Origin of the sequence: Ochrobactrum chromiisoli (assembly GCF_026241335.1) — a bacterium.
GTDB classification, from domain to species: domain Bacteria; phylum Pseudomonadota; class Alphaproteobacteria; order Rhizobiales; family Rhizobiaceae; genus Brucella; species Brucella chromiisoli.
On record NZ_JAPHAV010000028.1, the window covers coordinates 1 to 17,495 of the forward strand.

Sequence of the window (17,495 nt, forward strand, 5' to 3'; positions counted from 1 at the left end):
GTCATCCGCGCCTTCTTCAAAATGCAATGGGAAGCAATCTTCTGTCACAGACCGGATTATGGTAGATTGCAAGTCAGCGCGCAATTGCACAGTGAAATAGCACCGCCAACGGATATGCCCCGCTTACTGATAAACCGTGGCCTTTTCTTGACTTCCATATAGATTTTACCAATGTACTCGCCCACTATGCCTAGACAGAGTAACTGTACGCCTCCAAGCAAAAGAATGGGCAGTAGAGTTGATGCCCACCCTGGGACGGCGTGGCCAAAAAACAGAACACCTATAGCCCATAAGCAAGCTATAAACGAAAGCAAACTGACGGATGCGCCTAGAGCTGTCACAACTCTAAGTGGAACAATTGAAAAAGATGTAATGCCATTCAAGGCAAGGCTCAGCATCTTTTTCAATGTGTATTTGGTTTCTCCAAATTCACGATCTTGCCGTGAGTAGTATACGAGTTCAGTAGGGAAACCGATTGTTGGAATGATGCCTCGCAAAAAGAGGTTGGTTTCCTCATGCGATAGTAGTGCTTTAAGCGCTTTTTGGCTCATCAGCCTAAAATCTGCGTGATCCTCTATTATCGATGCCCCCAGCAAACTAAGAAGCTTGTAGTAGCCTTTGGCCGTATTCCGTTTGAAACTTGTGTCGTTGCCGCGTGAAGACCGTACACCAAGCGCAAGTTGAGCCCCATTTTGATATGCACCAAGCATCTGCGTAATGGCATTGAGGTCATCTTGTAGATCAGCGTCTATCGTTAAGATAACGTCTGCGTCAGCCGCAGATAGGCCAGCCAGCATCGCGTTCTGATGGCCGTAATTTCGACTTAGCTTAATTCCAAGGACAGGTAATTTTTTTGATAAACCTTCAATTAATTGCCATGTATGATCTCTGCTCCCGTCATCAACAAGAATTAAACGATATTCATCGACGTGAATGTCGTCACGCTTAATAAGGTTATCAAGAAAAGATGCTAATCGCGGTATCGTGTTTGGTAGCGCCTCATCCTCATTGTAGCAAGGGATTACCACATCAAGTCTATAATTATCTATGTTCACGTGCGAATACCCAAGATTTCATCAGGACGAAAAAAGCAATATTATATGTGGACATAGCGATTAACTGACAGAGAATGATATTCTCTGTAGCAAGCTTCAAAAGAAAATGCAGAACGCCAATATTAATCATATACGCGATAAGGAATGCAGACAGAAATTTGATAGCCTCCACAGAACCATGAGGCGCCCCCTTGAATGTAAACGTCTTGTTCAAGAAGTAACTATTTAACAAGCCTGCTGCAAAGCCTATTGCGTTACTCAAGTATGGGTCTAAGCCAAAAGCGGACAGGATCGCGACAGCAACAAATGTGATTATTGTATTCACAATTCCTACCAGTCCGTATTTGGCCAATTGAGATATCACAATGCAAACGTCCACTTTATAACTGGTCAGAGCATTGAAACAACCGTCAGGATAAATCAAGCCCTAGCCGCCCTTGAGGCGGTTTTTTATTGCCGAAAGGAAACACAATGACACGACGCATTAACGCGGCGGGGCTTTCGCTCATCAAACAGTGGGAGGGCCTCAGAACAACAGCTTATCGTGATGTAGCTGGCATTTTAACGATTGGCTACGGCCACACAAGCACGGCAGGCGCTCCAAAGGTCACGCCGGGCATGGCGATTGGTGACAATGAAGCCGAACGCATTCTGAAAGCTGATCTTGCAAAGTTCGAAGCGCGTGTTGAGCGTCTGGTAAAGGTGCCTCTGGCTGACAATCAGTTTGCGGTGCTTGTGTCGTGCGACTTCAACACTGGGGCGCTGCACAAAAAGCTCAACAAGGGTGATTATGACGCGGTGCTGGGTGAACTGGCAAAGTGGGTTAATGCTGGCGGCAAGAAGGTGCATGGCCTTGTCAACCGCCGTGCTGCCGAAGCTGGTCTATGGGCTAAGGGCGCATTCGTATCGTCAAATACGGTTACAGCCACCACAAAGGCGAATAAAACCGATGTGGCGACTATAGGCGGGGCTGGCGCTGCCGGTGCGGCTGCAACCGTTGGCCCTGTCATCCCTGAGATTGTCAGCACCATTTCCAACCAGCAAGACGAGCTATCAAGCGGTCAGTGGGTTCGCGTTGCTATAGCAGCTGTCATCGTCGGTTTAGCCCTCTGGGGCATTTATAGGAAAACCCGGTCATGATCTGGGCCTTAATCCCAAATTGGTTGAAGATGACCGCTGCCGCTGTTCTGGCGGTTTTTTTTGTGTTTGGCCGCTGGGTATGTGGTTGGCAAGCGTGACGGTCGATCCAGTGTCGAAACCAAAATCGAAAGACAGAACAATGAAGCGACTGAGAAAGCCCTTGGTGCTGTGCTCAATTATGATGCGTGCATTGACGCTGGCGGGGTGTGGACATTCAGGACCGGCAAATGTGAGCGGCGTCCGTAGCGTTCTTGGAACTGATTTGCTCGGCGCGCGCGGCGCAACTGACGCGGATCAGCGAAAGATCGACCGAACAATCGTTCGTGGCTGCGCCGGTGGCGTCTGGTCAAAAGACGAATGCGCTATTCACGACAAGAAGTAATAGGGGCAACCAGGCGGATGGATGCAACGAACATGCCGGAAGAAAACGATCTTCGCGCCCGTGTCGTAGGGCTGGAACAAGCGACACAGACCAATAATCAGCGGCTTGCGACACTAGAGATTTGGCAGCGCCAGCGAGAGATTGAAAGCGCTCGTAATGATGAAAGACGGGTTGCGATGGAAGCCCGTATTGATACGCGGTTCTCTGGACTGGAAAACTCCGTCAAAGGCATCCAGTCGTTACTATCTCGCATCAACTGGATGATAATCGCTGGGCTGGTAGCAGCCTTCGTCGCCTTTGTCGTCGGTGGCGGCTTGAAGTCACTTTGAGTGAAATCGGGGATCTGCGATTAATCGCAGATCCGACAATCAACCCCGCTTCTGCGGGTTTTTCTGTATATTAGCCAGCAGATGGTGACCAGCTTCCGTCATCACACTCAAAGCACAAACTAGGGTCAGACGGATCACTAGTTTGGCGTTCGCATGCCTCACGTGTCACGTATGGACATTGAAATATTGAAATGTTTTTTTTAGAAAAAGTACTAAGTTCACTTTTCCCAATCTTTCGACCTAAATCGTCATGATACGATGCTTTGTTTACCAATTTTTGATTAATGCCGCTTTCTGCGGATAAGGCGTAACCGGTAGAAAACAAAGCTAAAGAAGATGATATAATTAAAAATCGTCTTATCATTATTATTACCTTTCATGTGAACGATAATAATTAATTACATTTATTTATATATATCTACCCCAATAATAATTTAGAAAAAATTTGGAAATAAAAATTAATTATTAATTCGTTTTTTCTCTAGCGGTCGCCTAATCCTTATTGGCAAGCTGCACATTGGTCATTCATAAATGAAAATACAAATATGCGCAGCTAAAGCAGATGGGCGGTGACATGCGTCTTGTCCGAGAGGTATTGCAGAGGACAGAAGAAGGGTGGTTAGGTTCATGAAAGGTTCATTGAACCTAAAGAGCGCTATTTATTCGCTGTGATAATTTTATCTAACGTATTGGTATGTCTGGAGTTCGAATGGTGGGCGTAACAGGGCCACAATCTCACTTTTTTGCCTTTGATTTTATTGAGTTTTTCGGTTTAATTCCCTCACCTGTAGTTGAGGTGAGGGGCTGCATGTTCTCGATCTGGTCTGCGACGATCCGGCTTGCTTCGATACCCAATCGCTTCCTGTCGATCCCTTTTGTGTATATTTCTGCGGTGGCAATATTTGTCCATCCGTACTGTGCCAGCAATTGATGCGTGGCCGCTCCGCCTTCTGCGGCGAGTGTTGCACTGAGCTTTCTAAGACCGTGCGCTGACTTTGTTACGCCTGCTTCCGTGCATGCATCTCTAAACCAATTCCCAAAACTTTCTTTTGTAAATGGCTTGCCCTGGGTGCTTTCAATCAGGTGAAGGCCTTTGCGCGTGGTGCCGTCAATCAGCGCTAACAATTCATCAGATAACTCAACAGATATACGTGCTCCTGTCTTGGCTGTGTCCATAGTTAGAATACGTCCGGTAATATGTTGTATGCCTACGCGAACAACGTCAGAGCGACGTATCCCTGCAAGCAACATCAATTCCATCGCTAGTCTCTGCGGGCTCCCTATGATGTGCTTTCCGCGATAGGCGATAACATCTTCAACCGTCCAAGCCGGGAAGCCAGACGTTTTGTATTCTGGCAGATCAATATCAAGAGTGGGGTCAACTGGAACAAGGCGCATTTTCTTCGCCCAACCGAACATCCCACGCATGACCTTTAAGAAATTAGCGGCCATAGCTGGCGTTTCATGGCGTCGGTCTACAGCTTCCTGCATAACGTCCTGAGTAAATGAAGTGAGAGCCTTGTTCGCATTTACGGCCAAGACTTTTTCCATAATCAGACGCTGTTGTTTCCGGGTGGCATCAGAATATCCAGCCCATTTAGCGCTCTCGTTTGTGTATTTCTCCCAAAGCCATTGCAACGTTCCGCTGTGAACGGTTTTAACTTCGATGGGCTGGCCTGTCAGTGCAGCGTGATATGCAGCTTTGAATGACGGGTCATTCGGGCTTGGCAATCGTATGCGCTTGCCTTTTCCCATACGGAAATAAAAGACCCACTTTTTATGGCGGGTCAGTTGTTTGTGCACATAAAGGGGCAGTTTGCGCGGCATGCCGCTTTTGTCACAGGACTGGGCGCTCATAGTCAATGCCGCCTACTTCTTTTTTCTTCTCGTCAGGATTAACGGTAATAACCGTATCGCCTCGCTTGACGATGATCTGACAGCCTTTCTTGTTCGCCACATCGGCATAACGCATTAGGTCGCCTTTTCTAATTGTTGCGGCTGCTGTCATCTTCTCTCCCCCTTTCTTGCGGTGCGGTGCGGTCTGCCGGAGATGGTGGCAAATGCTGCCAGTGTGTCGGAGCCTCGCTGCCTTCTAGGCGTAATGCTTGCGGCCATTGAGTGAACCAGTCTTCCTGAAACAAGGTCTCCTCGTCCAACTCGTCTATTTCTGATTGAGACAAAGGGAATGCGCTACAGCTTGTGAAGCTGGCAATGAACCAGCCGCAATCCTTTCGCCATGCCAAAATCTCGGTGCCGTCTTTGGGCGCGGTTGCTATCAGTTGCTCAGCCATGGTCACTCCCCGCCTTTCAGGGCTTGGCGACCGGCTGGCGTGATGCGATAAAGCGTGTAATCCTTATCTTCACCATATACATCGCCTCTCTCAATCAAATTAAGTGAGGCTAGCCTTTTGAATGGTGTGACCGGACAACCAAGATCATGAGGCGATGCAAAGCCTTGGTTATCTTCCCATTTTGATGCGTTGTTAAGGTCGTTAAGCACTGCATACTGCGCGTTTGTCAGCTTCATTCGCTCTGCTCCCCTAGTGGGCTGGCGTTGAGCATGGCGCGCCAGCATCCGTTCGCTGCATCGTTACCGATGGGCTTGGCATACTTGAGATATGACCATTCGCGGGCACCTTCAAACATCCGCTGATCTGGCTCCAGTAGAGCGGCGAGGATGGTGGAAATGGCGGCTTGGGCTGTCGGTGTATGATCGACAACCTTGCTAAAATCCAAAGTCTCCATGTCCTTAAATCGTGTGATCTTTGGAGGGTTATTTATGATCGCCTTTGCAACCAACGCTATCAGTTCCTTACTCGGCATGGTTGGCCTCCTTTGCGCGCAAGATGGCGATGCAGAGGGCGATGGCGTCTTTGCCGTATCCGATGTGTTCAACGGCTTCTGTGTCTCCATCAGCCGGTCGCCACATCATCATTGTGTTGAAGTTTGGTTTAAGCCAAATCCACCCCGGCAACACTCTCTCAGCCAGCGCGAGCGCCGCATCCACAGAGGCGGTAAGTTTAGGAATTTGCGCACAGCAAGGGTCGCCATCAAGTTCATAAAGCAAATCGTCATCATCACCCCATTCAGGATCAGTTCTGACATTCAAAGCGCCTTCGGAGTTTTTGCCGCCGTATTGGAATAGGATGCAAATCTCCGCATCCACTTCCCTATCTGGTCCGTCCAGCTTGGATAGTCTGTCAATGAGGGTCATGGCAGCATTCCTCCTATGATAAAGCCGATCAGGATGAAGTTGAGAATTATGCTGCCGTACATGACGCGGAAGTTGGTGCGGCGCTTGGAGAGTTCTTTATCGCAAACCCATGCGTATCTAAGAAGCTCACCACGTGTTTTCTCTGCGTGACGGCTCATGGCTTGGCCTCCAAGTCGGCGCGTTCGACGATTTCGTTTATCTCGTCAAAAACATCTGAAACAGATAAACCATCCCAGTCTATGCATTGAATATCCGTCAACACCTTCTTCGCCGCCGCGAGTTGGGTTTCTAGGGTTTCGGCGCGTTCCTGCCACTCCTTGTCAACTACGCCCACTTGTTCCAGTTTTTCAGTCAGGTATTCGGGTGACGTCAACTCCCTAACCCGCTCAGTCAGCGCCGCGTTGTCGTTGACCAGTGACGTCTCATGATCTTTGATACGGTTTAGATCGTGAATTAGTGATGCGTTGTCGGCATCCTTCGCCGCAATGATGGTCTCGGCCTGGGAGCCGTACACGCTATCCATGCAAGCTTTCTTGAGCCATTGCAGAGCCTCGGAAAGACCATATTCCCCAAAGGCTTCATCACCTGCTCTGATGCGAAATCCAAGAATTCGCGCGTCTGCGTCATCAGTATCCGGCATATTCACGAGGTTAATCGGCCAAGCGATAGGCTCCAACCCCTCGACCGGCGCGGCGGGGCGGGTGTTCATACGGTCATATTCAGCCCACGCTTCACATGTCGGGCATCCCTCGGCGTAGTCTAAGCAGCGCCCGCCGAAATAGTCAGTGATAGCCTCTGCAATCAATTCATTCGCCATGGTTGCTGCCTCCTGTCGGGCGGGTGGCACCGCAGATGTCGCAAGTTTCACCAAGCTGCAAATGGCATTCGGGGCACAGCTCCCCTCCGTCCTTTCTGCGCGGCTGCGGAAATGGTTCTTCCGGCGCTCCCGGTGAGGCTGGGAGCGGACGCCAGTGGGTGGGGTTTTCCGGCATGATGCTGTCGTAGTAATGACCGCTCCAGACATTACGGTATGTTGGGCCTCCTTCCTCATGCGGGTATTTTACATAGTGCTTGGTGTTTGAGCATCGAAACGGACGTTTGCCATCCCAACCTATGAACTCCGTCCCATCCTTCGGCGCTGTCTCAATAGGCAACCAGCCGTCCGCAACCATTTTACCGGCGTCGGCAACATGGTCAGCTACAGGCTGAGATAGGGCGCGGATTGCGGCGCGAACGGAAACAAGAATGCGCATTTCTTCGTTAGGGACGAAACCGGTTTCGTCGTGATCAGCATCGGAACGATCGTCGAAATACGCTTCGCACTCTTCCAACGCTTCCAAGATTGCCGCTTCCTCCAACGCCTGCGCACGCGGGGATGGGGAACCCGTAAGGAAAGGCATGGCGGCTGTGAGTTCGCGCAACCACTGATATTCGTTGTTCGTATCGGTGACGTCTTCGCCGTGGCCTTCTGAATATGGCCATTCAATAGGCTCGGCCCACATGTGAGGATGGTTATCTTTGAGCGGCGTCTTGGTTATAAGATCAAGCCACCACGCATTGAACGTGTTCGCCATGCGAACGGCTGACAGGTAGTCAGGCGCGGAAATAATATCGTCCGGGCCTTTGATGTTCACACACCAAAGCGCTTTGTCTGCCTGCACTGCTTCATCTTGGATGGTCGGGGTCATGGGCGAATCCTCGCAATCCCAGCCTGCATAAGCCGGGACAATGGCAATTTCGGAAGGGCTGATTTGTCGATGCGTGGAGACTTTTCAGTCTTTTGGAAGCCTTGACTTCTCAAGTTACCTTTTGCGCGAACTATGCCGTTCGCCTTGTCACTCATGCGCTTTGTTTTTGCCGCTCTTGGCGTATCGACAGTACGGGTTTTGTATCCGTGGCAAGGTATGCAGACAGCCGCGCAGTTTTCCAGCGTGGGCTCTCCACCAATGCTATCAGCTATGATGTGATCATATTGAACGCCTGCGCTCAGGCTGACGCAACAACGCTGTCCGGCTTCAAAGCCGTACATTTCGCCAACAGCCTCGCATTTCATGCCAGATCGCTTTAGAGCAGCGCGCTTAACCTCCTTCGAGAACTCACGCCGCGCCATGGCTCACCTCCGAGAAGTCGGTGAGCGACAGGACTATATCCAGTTCAAGGGCACATTCACGGTCGAACTTGCCGCGCACTTCGCGCTCAAGCTGCTTCGTCTTTTCGACTTTAACAGCATCATATGGGCGGCTTCGTACGTGGGCTTTGATGAGAAGGGGCTTACTCATGCTGCCGCCCTCGCTGTTTCTCCCGGTTCTACGCCAAGCAATTTGTCAATTGCTTCGAGAACGGCGGTTTTGCTTTCCTGAAATTCGCGCTTTCCCATAGCCTTCATGCTCTGGCTTTGAGCGGTGAATACTTTCACAACTGCCTCGCGATGGATTACAACCGCATAGGCATCCATGGGCTTGACGAACGCGGCCATACGCTCGGCGTCGGCCTTGCTGGCGCATACGATGCTTCGCTCGTCGGCATAGCCACATTTGACCAGCATCTTTTTGCGAAGGTGTTCCGGCGTTGGATATTCTGCCAGCATTTCATCTGTCAGGGTGTTCCATGCGTTTGCGATCGATGCGAAGTAATGATTGTGCGAAGCTTCTGAGCGGTCGTGGTGTTCGACAATCTTGTAAACTTCACCGACAACAAACTGACGATCAGCGCGCGCGGCCCAAAAAGGAGAGGCTGGTACCATGGCCTCACCATTCCATTCCATAGTGATAGGAGCACTGGACATTATGCTGCCTCCGTGAAGGCTGGATATTCAGTAGCAAGATCGTCTATCGCCTCATCAACCTCTTTGAGGAACAGCGTCACATCGATTTCCAGTGCGCGAATGTCAGCATCGACGCGATGATGACGCTTCACAAACAAGCGCATGTGTTCTGGAAAGCGAGGATCGAACGAGACAAAGTCACACCACTGGCGACCAGTGCACGCCATCTGCCAATTCATCTGAGTGATGTATCGTGACGGAATCGTATTGGTGCGAAGCGTGTCCAGGTGAGTTGCTGAATTAGGACATTTGATTTCCAAAAGCCCGTCATCACCGACAAGCCCATCAGGTGACGCGCCTGTCATTGCAATATGCGGATGTGCCACAAAACCAACCTGCACAACGCGCGTGTTCTTTTCGAACTGATAGGCTGACCGTGCGTCAGGCTCGTTGTCCGTGCCCCACTGCATGGAAGAGGACGTGAAACCCTCTTCTGCTTTCCCGGTTAGACGCTCAAGAACGAGTTCAGCCAGATAGTTTTTGCGCGAAGCTCCATAGCCAGTTTTTGTCTTAGCGATTACATCAGCAACTCGGGAAGCGGTGACTTTGCCTAGGCGGATTATTTTCCAAGCCTCTGAGCCTTGTTCAATATCTACTGATGACATGACAGTCCTCCCGAGCTGGTGTGAGAGTGTTGCGACGGCGGTCGAACTGCCCATTCACCCACCGCCAAATCGTGTTGTCACTAACTTTGAAAAATTCTGCTGCCTCACTGTGGCTCTCAAATACCCGGCCCTTAATGTGCCAACGGTATGATCCCCTACGGTTGCGCTGCTGCTGTATGGGCGTTGCCCACCGAATGTTTCCCGGTTCATATCCTCTTTGGTTGTCGATGCGGTCCAGTGAAGTACCTTTCGGACGTGGACCGGAGTGTGCAAAGAAAGCCTCAAAGGATTCTGCCCATTCATGGCAGAGCGTAATCCCGCGACCGCCATATCGTGGATAGTCCTTACTGTTTGGGTCTAGGCACCGCGATTTCATGGCTTGCCATGAGGAATATTCCGACGAACCCCGCATCCCGTGTGTGGTTGCGTTTTTGGATGACACATCGCGAGCCAAGCATCCGCATGATCTGGTGTACCCATTCCGAACCCTCGACTGTGCAATTTCTACTTCGTTGCCACAGGAGCACCGATAAAGGCCTACGATATGCTTATCTGATGTACGGCCTACACCAGCTTTTATGAGGGTTAGGCGATGAACAATATCGTTCATTTTGCACCGCCATTTGACTTCTGTTGACGCTTCCACCAATTCTCAATGTCTCGAAAGCACTCATTGAACAGGTTTGACGGGAGGTCTGGAATTGCGTCTATCTTGTATTTTTCACAAACAAGATCGATTTGTGCGCCGGACTTTTCGATAAGCTCACGCAGCAAAACCACTTGCTCGGCTGTGATCGGGCCTGACTGTTCCGGCAGCTTATTGCCGTCTTTGTCGTCGCCAGTGCTGATGTTGAACAGCATACAGAGAAGATAGCGACGGCCATAGGTGGCAGTGCTGCCGAATGCCTGCGTTCCAGTCTTGTTGACACCGCCTTTTGCTCCCGCGCCGTCTACCGGAATCGCTCCCACGCCATTACGAACGTAACCACCAGAATGAGAGATTTCCCATTTGATTAGCAATTCGCCAAGATCGTTGTAGCCGTCTGGCTGAAAAGATACGCCAAAGCCATGACCATAAATTACCGGCATCGCCTGTTCTTCAATAGCGGCCAGATCGGCATATTTTGAACGCGTATGCGTGTTACTTTGGTTCTTGATGACTACCGGTAACTCTGTCTGGCACGCGGACATTGCAGCGAAATACGCACTCTTGGCCTCATACTCGCGGTCTTCGCGCATTTGCTCGCGGGCGCGGTCTTCCATGCGCTCCTTCATGTCGAGCATCTTTTCCAGACGGTCGAGAGGGATTGTCGGGTCCATGGCGATACGTTCGATCATGGAAATCATTGGAGCATCGCCGCCACGGTAAACGGGCGCATTGCTCTCCTGCTTAATATCAAGTGCTTGAGCGGCCATGATTAAAACCTCAATGTTACGTTGGGGATTTCGCCAGCGATAACCGCGAGAACGATCTTCTTGGCTGTTTCTTCGTCCGCGCCTTGAGCCATCAATGCTTCTTTAGCGGACTTCATGATTTTGGAGCGATGCGCTATGTCAGCGTCTCGTGCGGCTTGTTCGTCAGCAATGCGCTTGGCTTCGGCTGCTCTCTCTGCTTCGGCCTGTTCGGCTTTCTGCTTTACTGCGAGGGCTTCCGCCTCGGCCTTGGCAACAGCATCAGCCTTTTCACGTTCGGCACGCTCAATTGCTTCACGCGCATCACGCTCCGCCTGTTCACGCGCTTGCTGAGCCGCACGTTCTTCGCGGGCCTTCTGTTCTGCTGCCAACCGTTCCTGATTCTCTTTCTCAGCCTTTTCGAGAGCAATAGCTTCCTGAGCGATGCGTTCCTTTTCTGCGCGTTCAGCTTCTAGCCGGTCGCGTTCTTCCTTTTCAGCACGCAGCTTTTCAAGTTCGATACGGTCCGCTTCGGCCTTCTGGTGGGCTTCGAAGGCGATTTTCAGCTTTGCAAGAGCATCTGCTTTTGCGGCTTCTGCCTGTTCCTTGAATTCACCAAAGCTGTCATCAATGATGACCTTTTCTTCCAGTTCACGGAAAAGAATGGCGAACGCCTGCGGCTCGCCGCCGATCATGCCTTTGCCGCACGCATCAATATGCGCGAGAGTGGACTTGATATTCTCAATGCGCGCTTCTTCGGCTGCTTCCCATTCAGTCAGAGGCTTGCGGACAGTTTCGGCCAGCGTGTCGAGTTCTTCACGGATCTTACGGCGCTGTGCATCTACAGCATTGATTTTGGCGCGAGCGTCTTCATTCAGCTTTTTGCCAGCTGCATCAATAGCCGTCTTGGTGCGCGTCACCTTATAGGCGAGGGCGGCAATTTCCTTGCGGCTTGAAACCGTCGAAAGGTCTGGCTTGAAAGCGTCAGTCTCGGCCTTGATCTGCTCGTAGAACTGGGAATAGACCTTTTCATCAATGAGAACAGAAACCGGATTGGCCGATACATAGCCAACGATATCTGTGCCTGTTTCAGTCTGTGTCTGCGCATTCATGCTGCAATTCCTTCTTCGATCTGTTCCAGCGCCGCATAGAGTTCGGCGTCCTTGGCTGCGAGATAACGGCGGGTTGGAATATCCGGGTCAGTTTTCAGGAAATGCTCGATTTCCTTGCGCTTCTCGATGATTTCGGAGCGGGTGAGTTCAGACATCTGTTTCACTCCGAGCGATTTCCGCCATTGTTTCGGCATGGCAGAGCATGAGAAACGTTGCTGCTATGGCGATGATTAAAAGGGTGAGGGCGAGAGCGGCGTAGGTCATCTCCGGCTTTCCTCTCCCCAACCGCCGCCGGTGTAGTGAGGGTCATCACCACCGTGCATGTATGGCTCAAAGTCATCGAACTTCGATGCAGCGTAATCACCCTTCGCCATCTGGCGAACTGTTCGTCCCGAAGCCGCATAATGTGGACCAGACACCCCGGTCCGCCGGTACTGTTTGAGTGCCTTGCAAGCTTTTGAGCAGAACTTGCCCCATCCGCGATTTACATCAGCCGTTCTCGCCTCAAATGGCGTCTTGCAGCACTTGCATTTTACGGTTGTCATGTGAGCCATCGTCTTACCTCCACCGTCTGTCTGAGCCGATGAAACGGCTTTCATCACTGGTGACAGTGAACAGGTGAGCGTTGTCTTCGCGGGCTACTGACGCATAAGCATCACTCAGAGCATGGCCGAACAGCTTTGCATTGAAGCCAGTCTGGTTCTTGAGCCACTTCTCAAAGCGATCTGCTGGCAGATTGGCCTTGGCGTATTCAGCTTCCTTAAGGTTCTCGGCCTGCTTTGCGCGGTAAAGCTTCCAAGCCATCTGCATAACGCGCTTCTGGCGGGTGTTATCGCGAGCCTTTGGCGCTGGCTTTGTCAGGCCAGTAAGCGCTCTCGCAAGGTCGTTTCCGGTGATCTGGTATGTGGAGTGCATTTCGTCGGCTCCCAACTCGTTTGTTGAAAGCAGTATGCATAACGCAAACTATTACGTCAACATAAAAATATGCATAACGAGAAATAAAAATGAAAAACGCATACTATGCATTGATCGCAAGGGGAGACGTGCTAGAATCAGTGGCGCACTCGAACCAAAAGCCCCGCCGTGGGTGAGCGCGGCGGGGCTATATAAAAAGGAGATGGAATTGGAACATTACACCCAGCAATTCATGTCGCTTGGATGTCAGGACGATGGGTCTTGTCGCATGATGATCAGCGACGACTTAAAATCTGCGAAAGTTGATAAACCTGTTGTTCCAGCGATGCGATATGCATCTTCATTTCTGCGCGTTCTTTTTCGGCTTTCTTCAAAAGGGCACCAGTATCGTAATATCCAGAAACCCCTAGTATAGCATTGCAAGATTGGCACACAGTTGCCATCTGTTTATAATTGGAACCTTCCGGCTCTATTGCCTTAAGGCTTGTGCCTACACCATTACAATGTCCGCATTTTGGAAGTCCAAACATTAACCCCTCCGTATTTGACAGGGTATTCAAGCCACATTTCCTTACAAGAGTCGATTCATCCCAAAGTGCAACGGCACAAAAAAGCCCCGCTTTCGCGAGGCTTGATCTTGACGGGGTAGGGTGGTTAAGCGGCCAGTGGCGTCAGGTGTTTTCGAATTTTGTCGACTACTTCCTTCTCTCCACCATCCCAAGCCGCCATAGTTAGTTCACTATTCAGAGCCTTAGCTTTGGTATGCTTTGAGATTTTCGATCCATCTTCCTCAACGACAAGGAATGGCACCACATTCGCTATTTTTTTCAGCTCAAGCTCTTTTGCAAAGAGTATCGCTTCCAAAGCCTTTTGTTCACCCGTTCCCGGAAATATGGCTGCGGTTTTCCCGTCTCTATGTTTAACGACAATATCGACCGTATAATATGAGAGGTCTGGCACCGGTGCCTCCGAAATCATAACCTCAGCATCATTCGCAAATTCTTTTTCCAATGCAGCAATCAGATCTTCACGAAATGTACGTGCAACCCTTTCCTTCGTCGTGAAGGTGAGGTCTTGAAGTCGCGTGAGAAAAGCTAGAAACTGAATTGCAGTGTAACCTGCCGACTGTTCATCAACCCAATCAGTCTGAAACTGGCAGTCCGTTTCATCATAAATCACATTGTACTCTTTGCATAATCCTTCAATTATGCCCATGCGAGATGGTGAGGATAGGTCAACGCCATTAGTTTCAAGGTCAAATATACTTGATCCGCTGTCTTCAAATCTTACCATGCCGCCATTGATACGGGCATAAAATGCAAGCATGTCACCATCAAGCCAAGTGATGGATGTTGCTATTACAAGCCCCATTGGAACTTGACGGACAGTGATGCCGCTGCAAAAAGCTTTACATATCTGATCTTTTAAAATCATATGAATGTACCCCTTGCCTCAAAACGATACCTCTTTGCAGCTTTAGATAAGGCACTGTCCTCTGTAATAGTAAATAATTGAGATTGTGCTAAACTCGGCTCCGCTTCAAACATGGTGTAGCAATCTCTGTCACGCAATACACCTTCCATCACTTCTTCAATAAGGCCTCTGGCAAAATGACAATGCCATCCCTTGTCACCAATGTGCAAATCGTGGTGACATATCACTTTAACAGATTTTTTAGTGTCGATCGATAAATATGAGTGATATTTTTGCTTCTCAAAATTCACTCTTATGATCACACGGCAATGATAATTTAACGCATCGAACTCGCATAACCTCCATCGCCAGTCGCCTCCGGTTGGGATGCTTCTAGGTCGATTGATGGGGAAAGCAGCAGGGGGAATTTTCCCTGTTTTCCATGGGCCGATAATAATATTTTCTTTTTCCGATCTGATAAGATCGAAAACTGTCGCCTTCATTTCCCGCCCCCTACTTTACCCCAACTTCTCAAATTCTTCCGGCGTTAGCGCCGCTTAGACAGCCCAAGCCTCTATGCCTTACTTTAAATTCACGACTACGCTGTCTTCGTAAATCTCAACATGAACCAAAGGTGTTCCATTGAGAATTTCACTTTCAGCTCCACCGTAGAAATGACCATTACGGACCATGGTTTCGAGACGAGCGCGATTTGCTTTATCGGAAAAGAAGCTATCGTTATCATCTTCGGCGTCACGCTTGCCGTACAGATGGAAGTTTGCACGATCCTGACGGATGATGGCAGCAGCCGAACGAAGGCGCTCACCATTCGAGTTGAAATGATCTCGATCACTCAATCTCGCGTAATATGAATCTATCGGCTTCTCTTGAGCTAACGCTCCAATAGTGGTGGCAAGTAGAATAACTGCCGCAAAAGTGCACCTCATTGCTTCCTCCGCATATATCGTATCTACGCATCTATAGCTTGATTCTCGTTATCCACAGCCAGAATTTGCGAGAAGCTTTTGCGCGTCCACCAGATGTAGCGGCGACAAAACGCCATTAACCTTTCATCAACAATGTTCTTGCTTTGTTCCAATCCCTGAGTCATCCTGCCGCACATAACAGTGTTATAGGGAGTACGGGTAATGGGAATGCAGACAAATTTCATCGTGCAGAGCTACAGCAAGGGTGCAAGGGGCAAGCTAAACCCTGATACACCTTTCATTGCGAAAGACGTGGCTCATGCACGGCGCACAGCCGAGCGCATGGCTCTAAGCAGCCCTATGGTGATTGCCTTCACGAATACCGGCGATGCTGAGACAGGCGATTTCGAGCCGCCTAAGCTTATCTTTGCTCATGGCGACCAGTTGCCGTCTGAAGTTGATGAGATGGAGCGTGTGTAATGTCAGGCGGGTGCGTTAATGATGAAGGAACGCGTCTCGTTGTCGAGCTGTCTAGCGTTTATGTAGCATGCGATGATTGCGGGCATAACCGCATGCTTTATTTGTCGAACTTGAAACGTGCCTCTGAACTCGGTGTTCAAAGTTATCGAGATCTGTGCAGGAAGATTCGTTGCGGTGAATGCCCTCCGGCACCGCCGCACGCACGCAATCTGACAATCAAACCTACATGGCGGGATAACGAACCGTCAGGCGTTGGCCTTGAATACGATCTTGTGTACTGAGAACACGCGATCAGCATCAAATTCCAATTCCCGTTCTTCGCCTTCGTCTGGGTTGTACTGATAAAGGCGGAGAACCCTTGATGAGCGTGATTCAAAGCGCTTGATATAGCTTTCTACAGGGCTGTCTTCACCGTCTTCGATAAGCTGCGCAATAACATCATCCCCGGCGCGTACGGGCAGATGTGGATTAACCCACACGGTTTCCCCGGCGAAGTAGCGTGGCTCCATAGATGTGCCGAACACCATTACCGCATAAGCGCCTTCAACACCTTCCAGCATCGGCGGGCAGAACACTCTGCCGATCTCAGTTCCATTGAGAACAAAACGACCGTTTGGGCCTCCGGCTGTTTGGCCGAGTAGTGGGATAGAGTGATCTTGCGGGAAGCTCTGATATTTAGGCGGGAAGCTGGCGTTCGGCTTGGTCTTCGATGGCGTAAATGTGTCTTCCTCAACCGCTGGAAACTCAACCAGAACGCCGTCTGGACCCTTTCCTTCGCCAGTCAGAAGCCAGCCAGGGCTAACTCGGAACGCTTTCGCATACTTTTCGACGGCTCGCGTTATTCCGCGCTCCCCGCTCTCATGCTGCGTATAAGTCACGTATGACCAGCCAAAATAATTTGTTGCGTCCTTCGCGTTCTTAAAGCCGCGCGCAATGCGCGCTTCTTCAAGGCGTTTGGCTGGGTCTGGGCGAGTGTCTTCTGTCATGACTGCATATTGCACATTTTTAGTATGCGTTTCGCCTTGACGGGTTAGTTTGCGTTATGCATACTATGCGAATGACAAACGCAAACATCGACCTCCCAGCGATCCGTCGCACACTGAAGTTGACACAGACCCAGCTGGCCGAAATGGCCGGGGTCAACCTCTCAACCGTTTGGCGTTGGGAGAACGAAGGCGTTCCCACCCGTGGGCCTGCCAAAGCGTTCATCGACCGTTTGGCAATCGATGCCACGAAGCGCTCCCGTACGAGGGCGAACGCATGAACAATCCAAACCTCAACCCCAATCAGGATTACCCAATGAGCGACGATATTACATCGGAAGCCCAGACGATTGCTGTCGGCCAATTGCGAGCCTTCATCGAGCGTATTGAACGCCTTGAAGAAGAAAAACACACCATCGGTGACGACATCAAGGAAGTTTATGCGGAACTGAAAGGTTCTGGTTTCCAGCCTAAAGTCGTTCGCGAAATCATCCGCCTCCGTAAAAAAGAAGATCATGAGCGCCAAGAAGCCGAAGCAATGCTTCAGCTTTACATGGACGCGCTGGGGATGGCCTGAGCCATGAGCGCGACCGTATACCCCACACAAGACGGTAATTTCATTGCGACTTGCCAGATCACCGGCAAAGGCGCGAGCGGTCGCACTCGTCATCATGCTTTATCAAATCTCCTTTCGTCCAAATGGGCGACAGTAATGGACCGCGCCA

Annotated in this window: 31 protein-coding genes; 6 read left to right on the plus strand and 25 right to left on the minus strand. The window is 50.3% G+C overall.

Translation table 11 applies throughout. The features are described from left to right. Positions 1 to 56: 56 nt before the first annotated feature. Entirely contained in the window at positions 57 to 1,055 is a 999-nt protein-coding gene (locus tag OPR82_RS21840; RefSeq protein ID WP_265987079.1) for a glycosyltransferase family 2 protein, read from the minus strand. After that, positions 1,042 to 1,434: a GtrA family protein gene (locus OPR82_RS22855; protein ID WP_407673296.1), complete on the minus strand. Its 393-nt coding sequence runs from the start codon at positions 1,432 to 1,434 to the stop codon at positions 1,042 to 1,044. The genes OPR82_RS21840 and OPR82_RS22855 overlap by 14 nt, the downstream gene beginning before the upstream one ends. Positions 1,435 to 1,526: 92 nt before the next feature. On the opposite strand from OPR82_RS22855, the gene OPR82_RS21845 reads away from it, so the two are divergent. The 3 genes from OPR82_RS21845 to OPR82_RS21855 all read left to right on the plus strand — a co-directional run bounded on the left by OPR82_RS21845 (position 1,527) and on the right by OPR82_RS21855 (position 2,906). Next, positions 1,527 to 2,195: a lysozyme gene (locus tag OPR82_RS21845; protein WP_265987080.1), complete on the plus strand. Its 669-nt coding sequence runs from the start codon at positions 1,527 to 1,529 to the stop codon at positions 2,193 to 2,195. A gap of 139 nt (positions 2,196 to 2,334) precedes the next feature. Further along, the gene (locus OPR82_RS21850) at positions 2,335 to 2,577 is read left to right on the plus strand and encodes a hypothetical protein (protein ID WP_265987081.1); all 243 of its coding nucleotides are present in this window, start codon (positions 2,335 to 2,337) and stop codon (positions 2,575 to 2,577) included. Positions 2,578 to 2,594: 17 nt separating this feature from the next. Beyond that, positions 2,595 to 2,906, plus strand: a complete 312-nt coding sequence (locus OPR82_RS21855) for a hypothetical protein (protein ID WP_265987083.1) — start codon at positions 2,595 to 2,597, stop codon at positions 2,904 to 2,906. Positions 2,907 to 3,641: 735 nt separating this feature from the next. On the opposite strand, the gene OPR82_RS21860 is transcribed toward OPR82_RS21855, so the two are convergent. From OPR82_RS21860 to OPR82_RS21965, 22 genes are all read right to left on the minus strand, one after another. Further along, positions 3,642 to 4,763, minus strand: a complete 1,122-nt coding sequence (locus OPR82_RS21860) for a tyrosine-type recombinase/integrase (protein WP_265987084.1) — start codon at positions 4,761 to 4,763, stop codon at positions 3,642 to 3,644. Then, a complete protein-coding gene (locus OPR82_RS21865; protein ID WP_265987085.1) occupies positions 4,744 to 4,914 on the minus strand; it encodes a hypothetical protein in 171 nt (56 codons plus the stop codon). The genes OPR82_RS21860 and OPR82_RS21865 overlap by 20 nt, the downstream gene beginning before the upstream one ends. Then, positions 4,892 to 5,197, minus strand: coding sequence for a hypothetical protein (locus tag OPR82_RS21870; protein ID WP_265987086.1), 306 nt, complete (start codon positions 5,195 to 5,197; stop codon positions 4,892 to 4,894). Before OPR82_RS21870 ends, OPR82_RS21865 begins: the two co-directional genes overlap by 23 nt. 2 nt (positions 5,198 to 5,199) lie before the next feature. Further along, the gene (locus tag OPR82_RS21875; protein ID WP_265987087.1) at positions 5,200 to 5,433 is read right to left on the minus strand and encodes a hypothetical protein; all 234 of its coding nucleotides are present in this window, start codon (positions 5,431 to 5,433) and stop codon (positions 5,200 to 5,202) included. Next, entirely contained in the window at positions 5,430 to 5,729 is a 300-nt protein-coding gene (locus OPR82_RS21880; protein WP_265987089.1) for a hypothetical protein, read from the minus strand. The genes OPR82_RS21875 and OPR82_RS21880 overlap by 4 nt, the downstream gene beginning before the upstream one ends. Then, a complete protein-coding gene (locus OPR82_RS21885) occupies positions 5,719 to 6,120 on the minus strand; it encodes a hypothetical protein (RefSeq protein WP_265987090.1) in 402 nt (133 codons plus the stop codon). Before OPR82_RS21885 ends, OPR82_RS21880 begins: the two co-directional genes overlap by 11 nt. Then, the gene (locus OPR82_RS21890) at positions 6,117 to 6,278 is read right to left on the minus strand and encodes a hypothetical protein (protein WP_265987091.1); all 162 of its coding nucleotides are present in this window, start codon (positions 6,276 to 6,278) and stop codon (positions 6,117 to 6,119) included. The genes OPR82_RS21885 and OPR82_RS21890 overlap by 4 nt, the downstream gene beginning before the upstream one ends. Continuing rightward, the gene (locus tag OPR82_RS21895; protein ID WP_265987093.1) at positions 6,275 to 6,937 is read right to left on the minus strand and encodes a hypothetical protein; all 663 of its coding nucleotides are present in this window, start codon (positions 6,935 to 6,937) and stop codon (positions 6,275 to 6,277) included. The genes OPR82_RS21890 and OPR82_RS21895 overlap by 4 nt, the downstream gene beginning before the upstream one ends. Next, the gene (locus OPR82_RS21900) at positions 6,927 to 7,808 is read right to left on the minus strand and encodes a hypothetical protein (RefSeq protein ID WP_265987095.1); all 882 of its coding nucleotides are present in this window, start codon (positions 7,806 to 7,808) and stop codon (positions 6,927 to 6,929) included. The genes OPR82_RS21895 and OPR82_RS21900 overlap by 11 nt, the downstream gene beginning before the upstream one ends. Next, positions 7,805 to 8,230 carry an HNH endonuclease gene (locus tag OPR82_RS21905; protein WP_323054578.1) on the minus strand — a complete coding sequence of 142 codons (426 nt, stop codon included), beginning with the start codon at positions 8,228 to 8,230 and terminating at the stop codon, positions 7,805 to 7,807. The genes OPR82_RS21900 and OPR82_RS21905 overlap by 4 nt, the downstream gene beginning before the upstream one ends. Continuing rightward, a complete protein-coding gene (locus tag OPR82_RS21910; RefSeq protein WP_265987097.1) occupies positions 8,217 to 8,399 on the minus strand; it encodes a hypothetical protein in 183 nt (60 codons plus the stop codon). Before OPR82_RS21910 ends, OPR82_RS21905 begins: the two co-directional genes overlap by 14 nt. Beyond that, complete coding sequence (locus OPR82_RS21915; protein WP_265987098.1) at positions 8,396 to 8,905, minus strand: hypothetical protein; 510 nt, start codon at positions 8,903 to 8,905, stop codon at positions 8,396 to 8,398. The genes OPR82_RS21910 and OPR82_RS21915 overlap by 4 nt, the downstream gene beginning before the upstream one ends. Then, the gene (locus OPR82_RS21920; protein WP_265987100.1) at positions 8,905 to 9,549 is read right to left on the minus strand and encodes a lambda exonuclease family protein; all 645 of its coding nucleotides are present in this window, start codon (positions 9,547 to 9,549) and stop codon (positions 8,905 to 8,907) included. The genes OPR82_RS21915 and OPR82_RS21920 overlap by 1 nt, the downstream gene beginning before the upstream one ends. 606 nt (positions 9,550 to 10,155) lie before the next feature. Next, on the minus strand, positions 10,156 to 10,965 hold the full coding sequence (locus OPR82_RS21925) for an ERF family protein (protein ID WP_265987102.1): 810 nt from the start codon (positions 10,963 to 10,965) through the stop codon (positions 10,156 to 10,158). Positions 10,966 to 10,967: 2 nt separating this feature from the next. Then, on the minus strand, positions 10,968 to 12,053 hold the full coding sequence (locus OPR82_RS21930; protein WP_265987103.1) for a coiled-coil domain-containing protein: 1,086 nt from the start codon (positions 12,051 to 12,053) through the stop codon (positions 10,968 to 10,970). After that, a complete protein-coding gene (locus tag OPR82_RS21935) occupies positions 12,050 to 12,208 on the minus strand; it encodes a hypothetical protein (protein ID WP_265987104.1) in 159 nt (52 codons plus the stop codon). The genes OPR82_RS21930 and OPR82_RS21935 overlap by 4 nt, the downstream gene beginning before the upstream one ends. Before the next feature lie 105 nt (positions 12,209 to 12,313). After that, entirely contained in the window at positions 12,314 to 12,607 is a 294-nt protein-coding gene (locus OPR82_RS21940) for a hypothetical protein (RefSeq protein WP_265987105.1), read from the minus strand. Between the two features lie 4 nt (positions 12,608 to 12,611). Beyond that, entirely contained in the window at positions 12,612 to 12,968 is a 357-nt protein-coding gene (locus OPR82_RS21945) for a hypothetical protein (protein ID WP_265987106.1), read from the minus strand. A gap of 275 nt (positions 12,969 to 13,243) precedes the next feature. Then, positions 13,244 to 13,498: a hypothetical protein gene (locus OPR82_RS21950; RefSeq protein WP_265987107.1), complete on the minus strand. Its 255-nt coding sequence runs from the start codon at positions 13,496 to 13,498 to the stop codon at positions 13,244 to 13,246. A gap of 124 nt (positions 13,499 to 13,622) precedes the next feature. After that, positions 13,623 to 14,402 carry a DUF1828 domain-containing protein gene (locus OPR82_RS21955; protein WP_265987108.1) on the minus strand — a complete coding sequence of 260 codons (780 nt, stop codon included), beginning with the start codon at positions 14,400 to 14,402 and terminating at the stop codon, positions 13,623 to 13,625. Beyond that, positions 14,399 to 14,884, minus strand: a complete 486-nt coding sequence (locus OPR82_RS21960; RefSeq protein WP_265987109.1) for a hypothetical protein — start codon at positions 14,882 to 14,884, stop codon at positions 14,399 to 14,401. The genes OPR82_RS21955 and OPR82_RS21960 overlap by 4 nt, the downstream gene beginning before the upstream one ends. Positions 14,885 to 14,962: 78 nt before the next feature. Further along, positions 14,963 to 15,328, minus strand: coding sequence for a hypothetical protein (locus tag OPR82_RS21965; protein ID WP_265987111.1), 366 nt, complete (start codon positions 15,326 to 15,328; stop codon positions 14,963 to 14,965). 201 nt (positions 15,329 to 15,529) lie between these two features. Here OPR82_RS21965 and OPR82_RS21970 point away from each other — a divergent pair, with 201 nt between their 5' ends. Further along, positions 15,530 to 15,787, plus strand: coding sequence for a hypothetical protein (locus tag OPR82_RS21970; protein WP_265987112.1), 258 nt, complete (start codon positions 15,530 to 15,532; stop codon positions 15,785 to 15,787). A 245-nt stretch (positions 15,788 to 16,032) separates the two neighbouring features. Here OPR82_RS21970 and OPR82_RS21975 read toward each other — a convergent pair whose 3' ends face one another. Beyond that, complete coding sequence (locus tag OPR82_RS21975) at positions 16,033 to 16,773, minus strand: XRE family transcriptional regulator (RefSeq protein WP_265987113.1); 741 nt, start codon at positions 16,771 to 16,773, stop codon at positions 16,033 to 16,035. A gap of 71 nt (positions 16,774 to 16,844) precedes the next feature. Between OPR82_RS21975 and OPR82_RS21980 the strand changes: the two genes are divergently transcribed. Beyond that, positions 16,845 to 17,051, plus strand: coding sequence for a helix-turn-helix domain-containing protein (locus OPR82_RS21980; RefSeq protein WP_265987114.1), 207 nt, complete (start codon positions 16,845 to 16,847; stop codon positions 17,049 to 17,051). Positions 17,052 to 17,086: 35 nt separating this feature from the next. Then, a complete protein-coding gene (locus OPR82_RS21985) occupies positions 17,087 to 17,347 on the plus strand; it encodes a DUF2312 domain-containing protein (RefSeq protein WP_265987116.1) in 261 nt (86 codons plus the stop codon). Positions 17,348 to 17,495 lie beyond the last annotated feature (148 nt).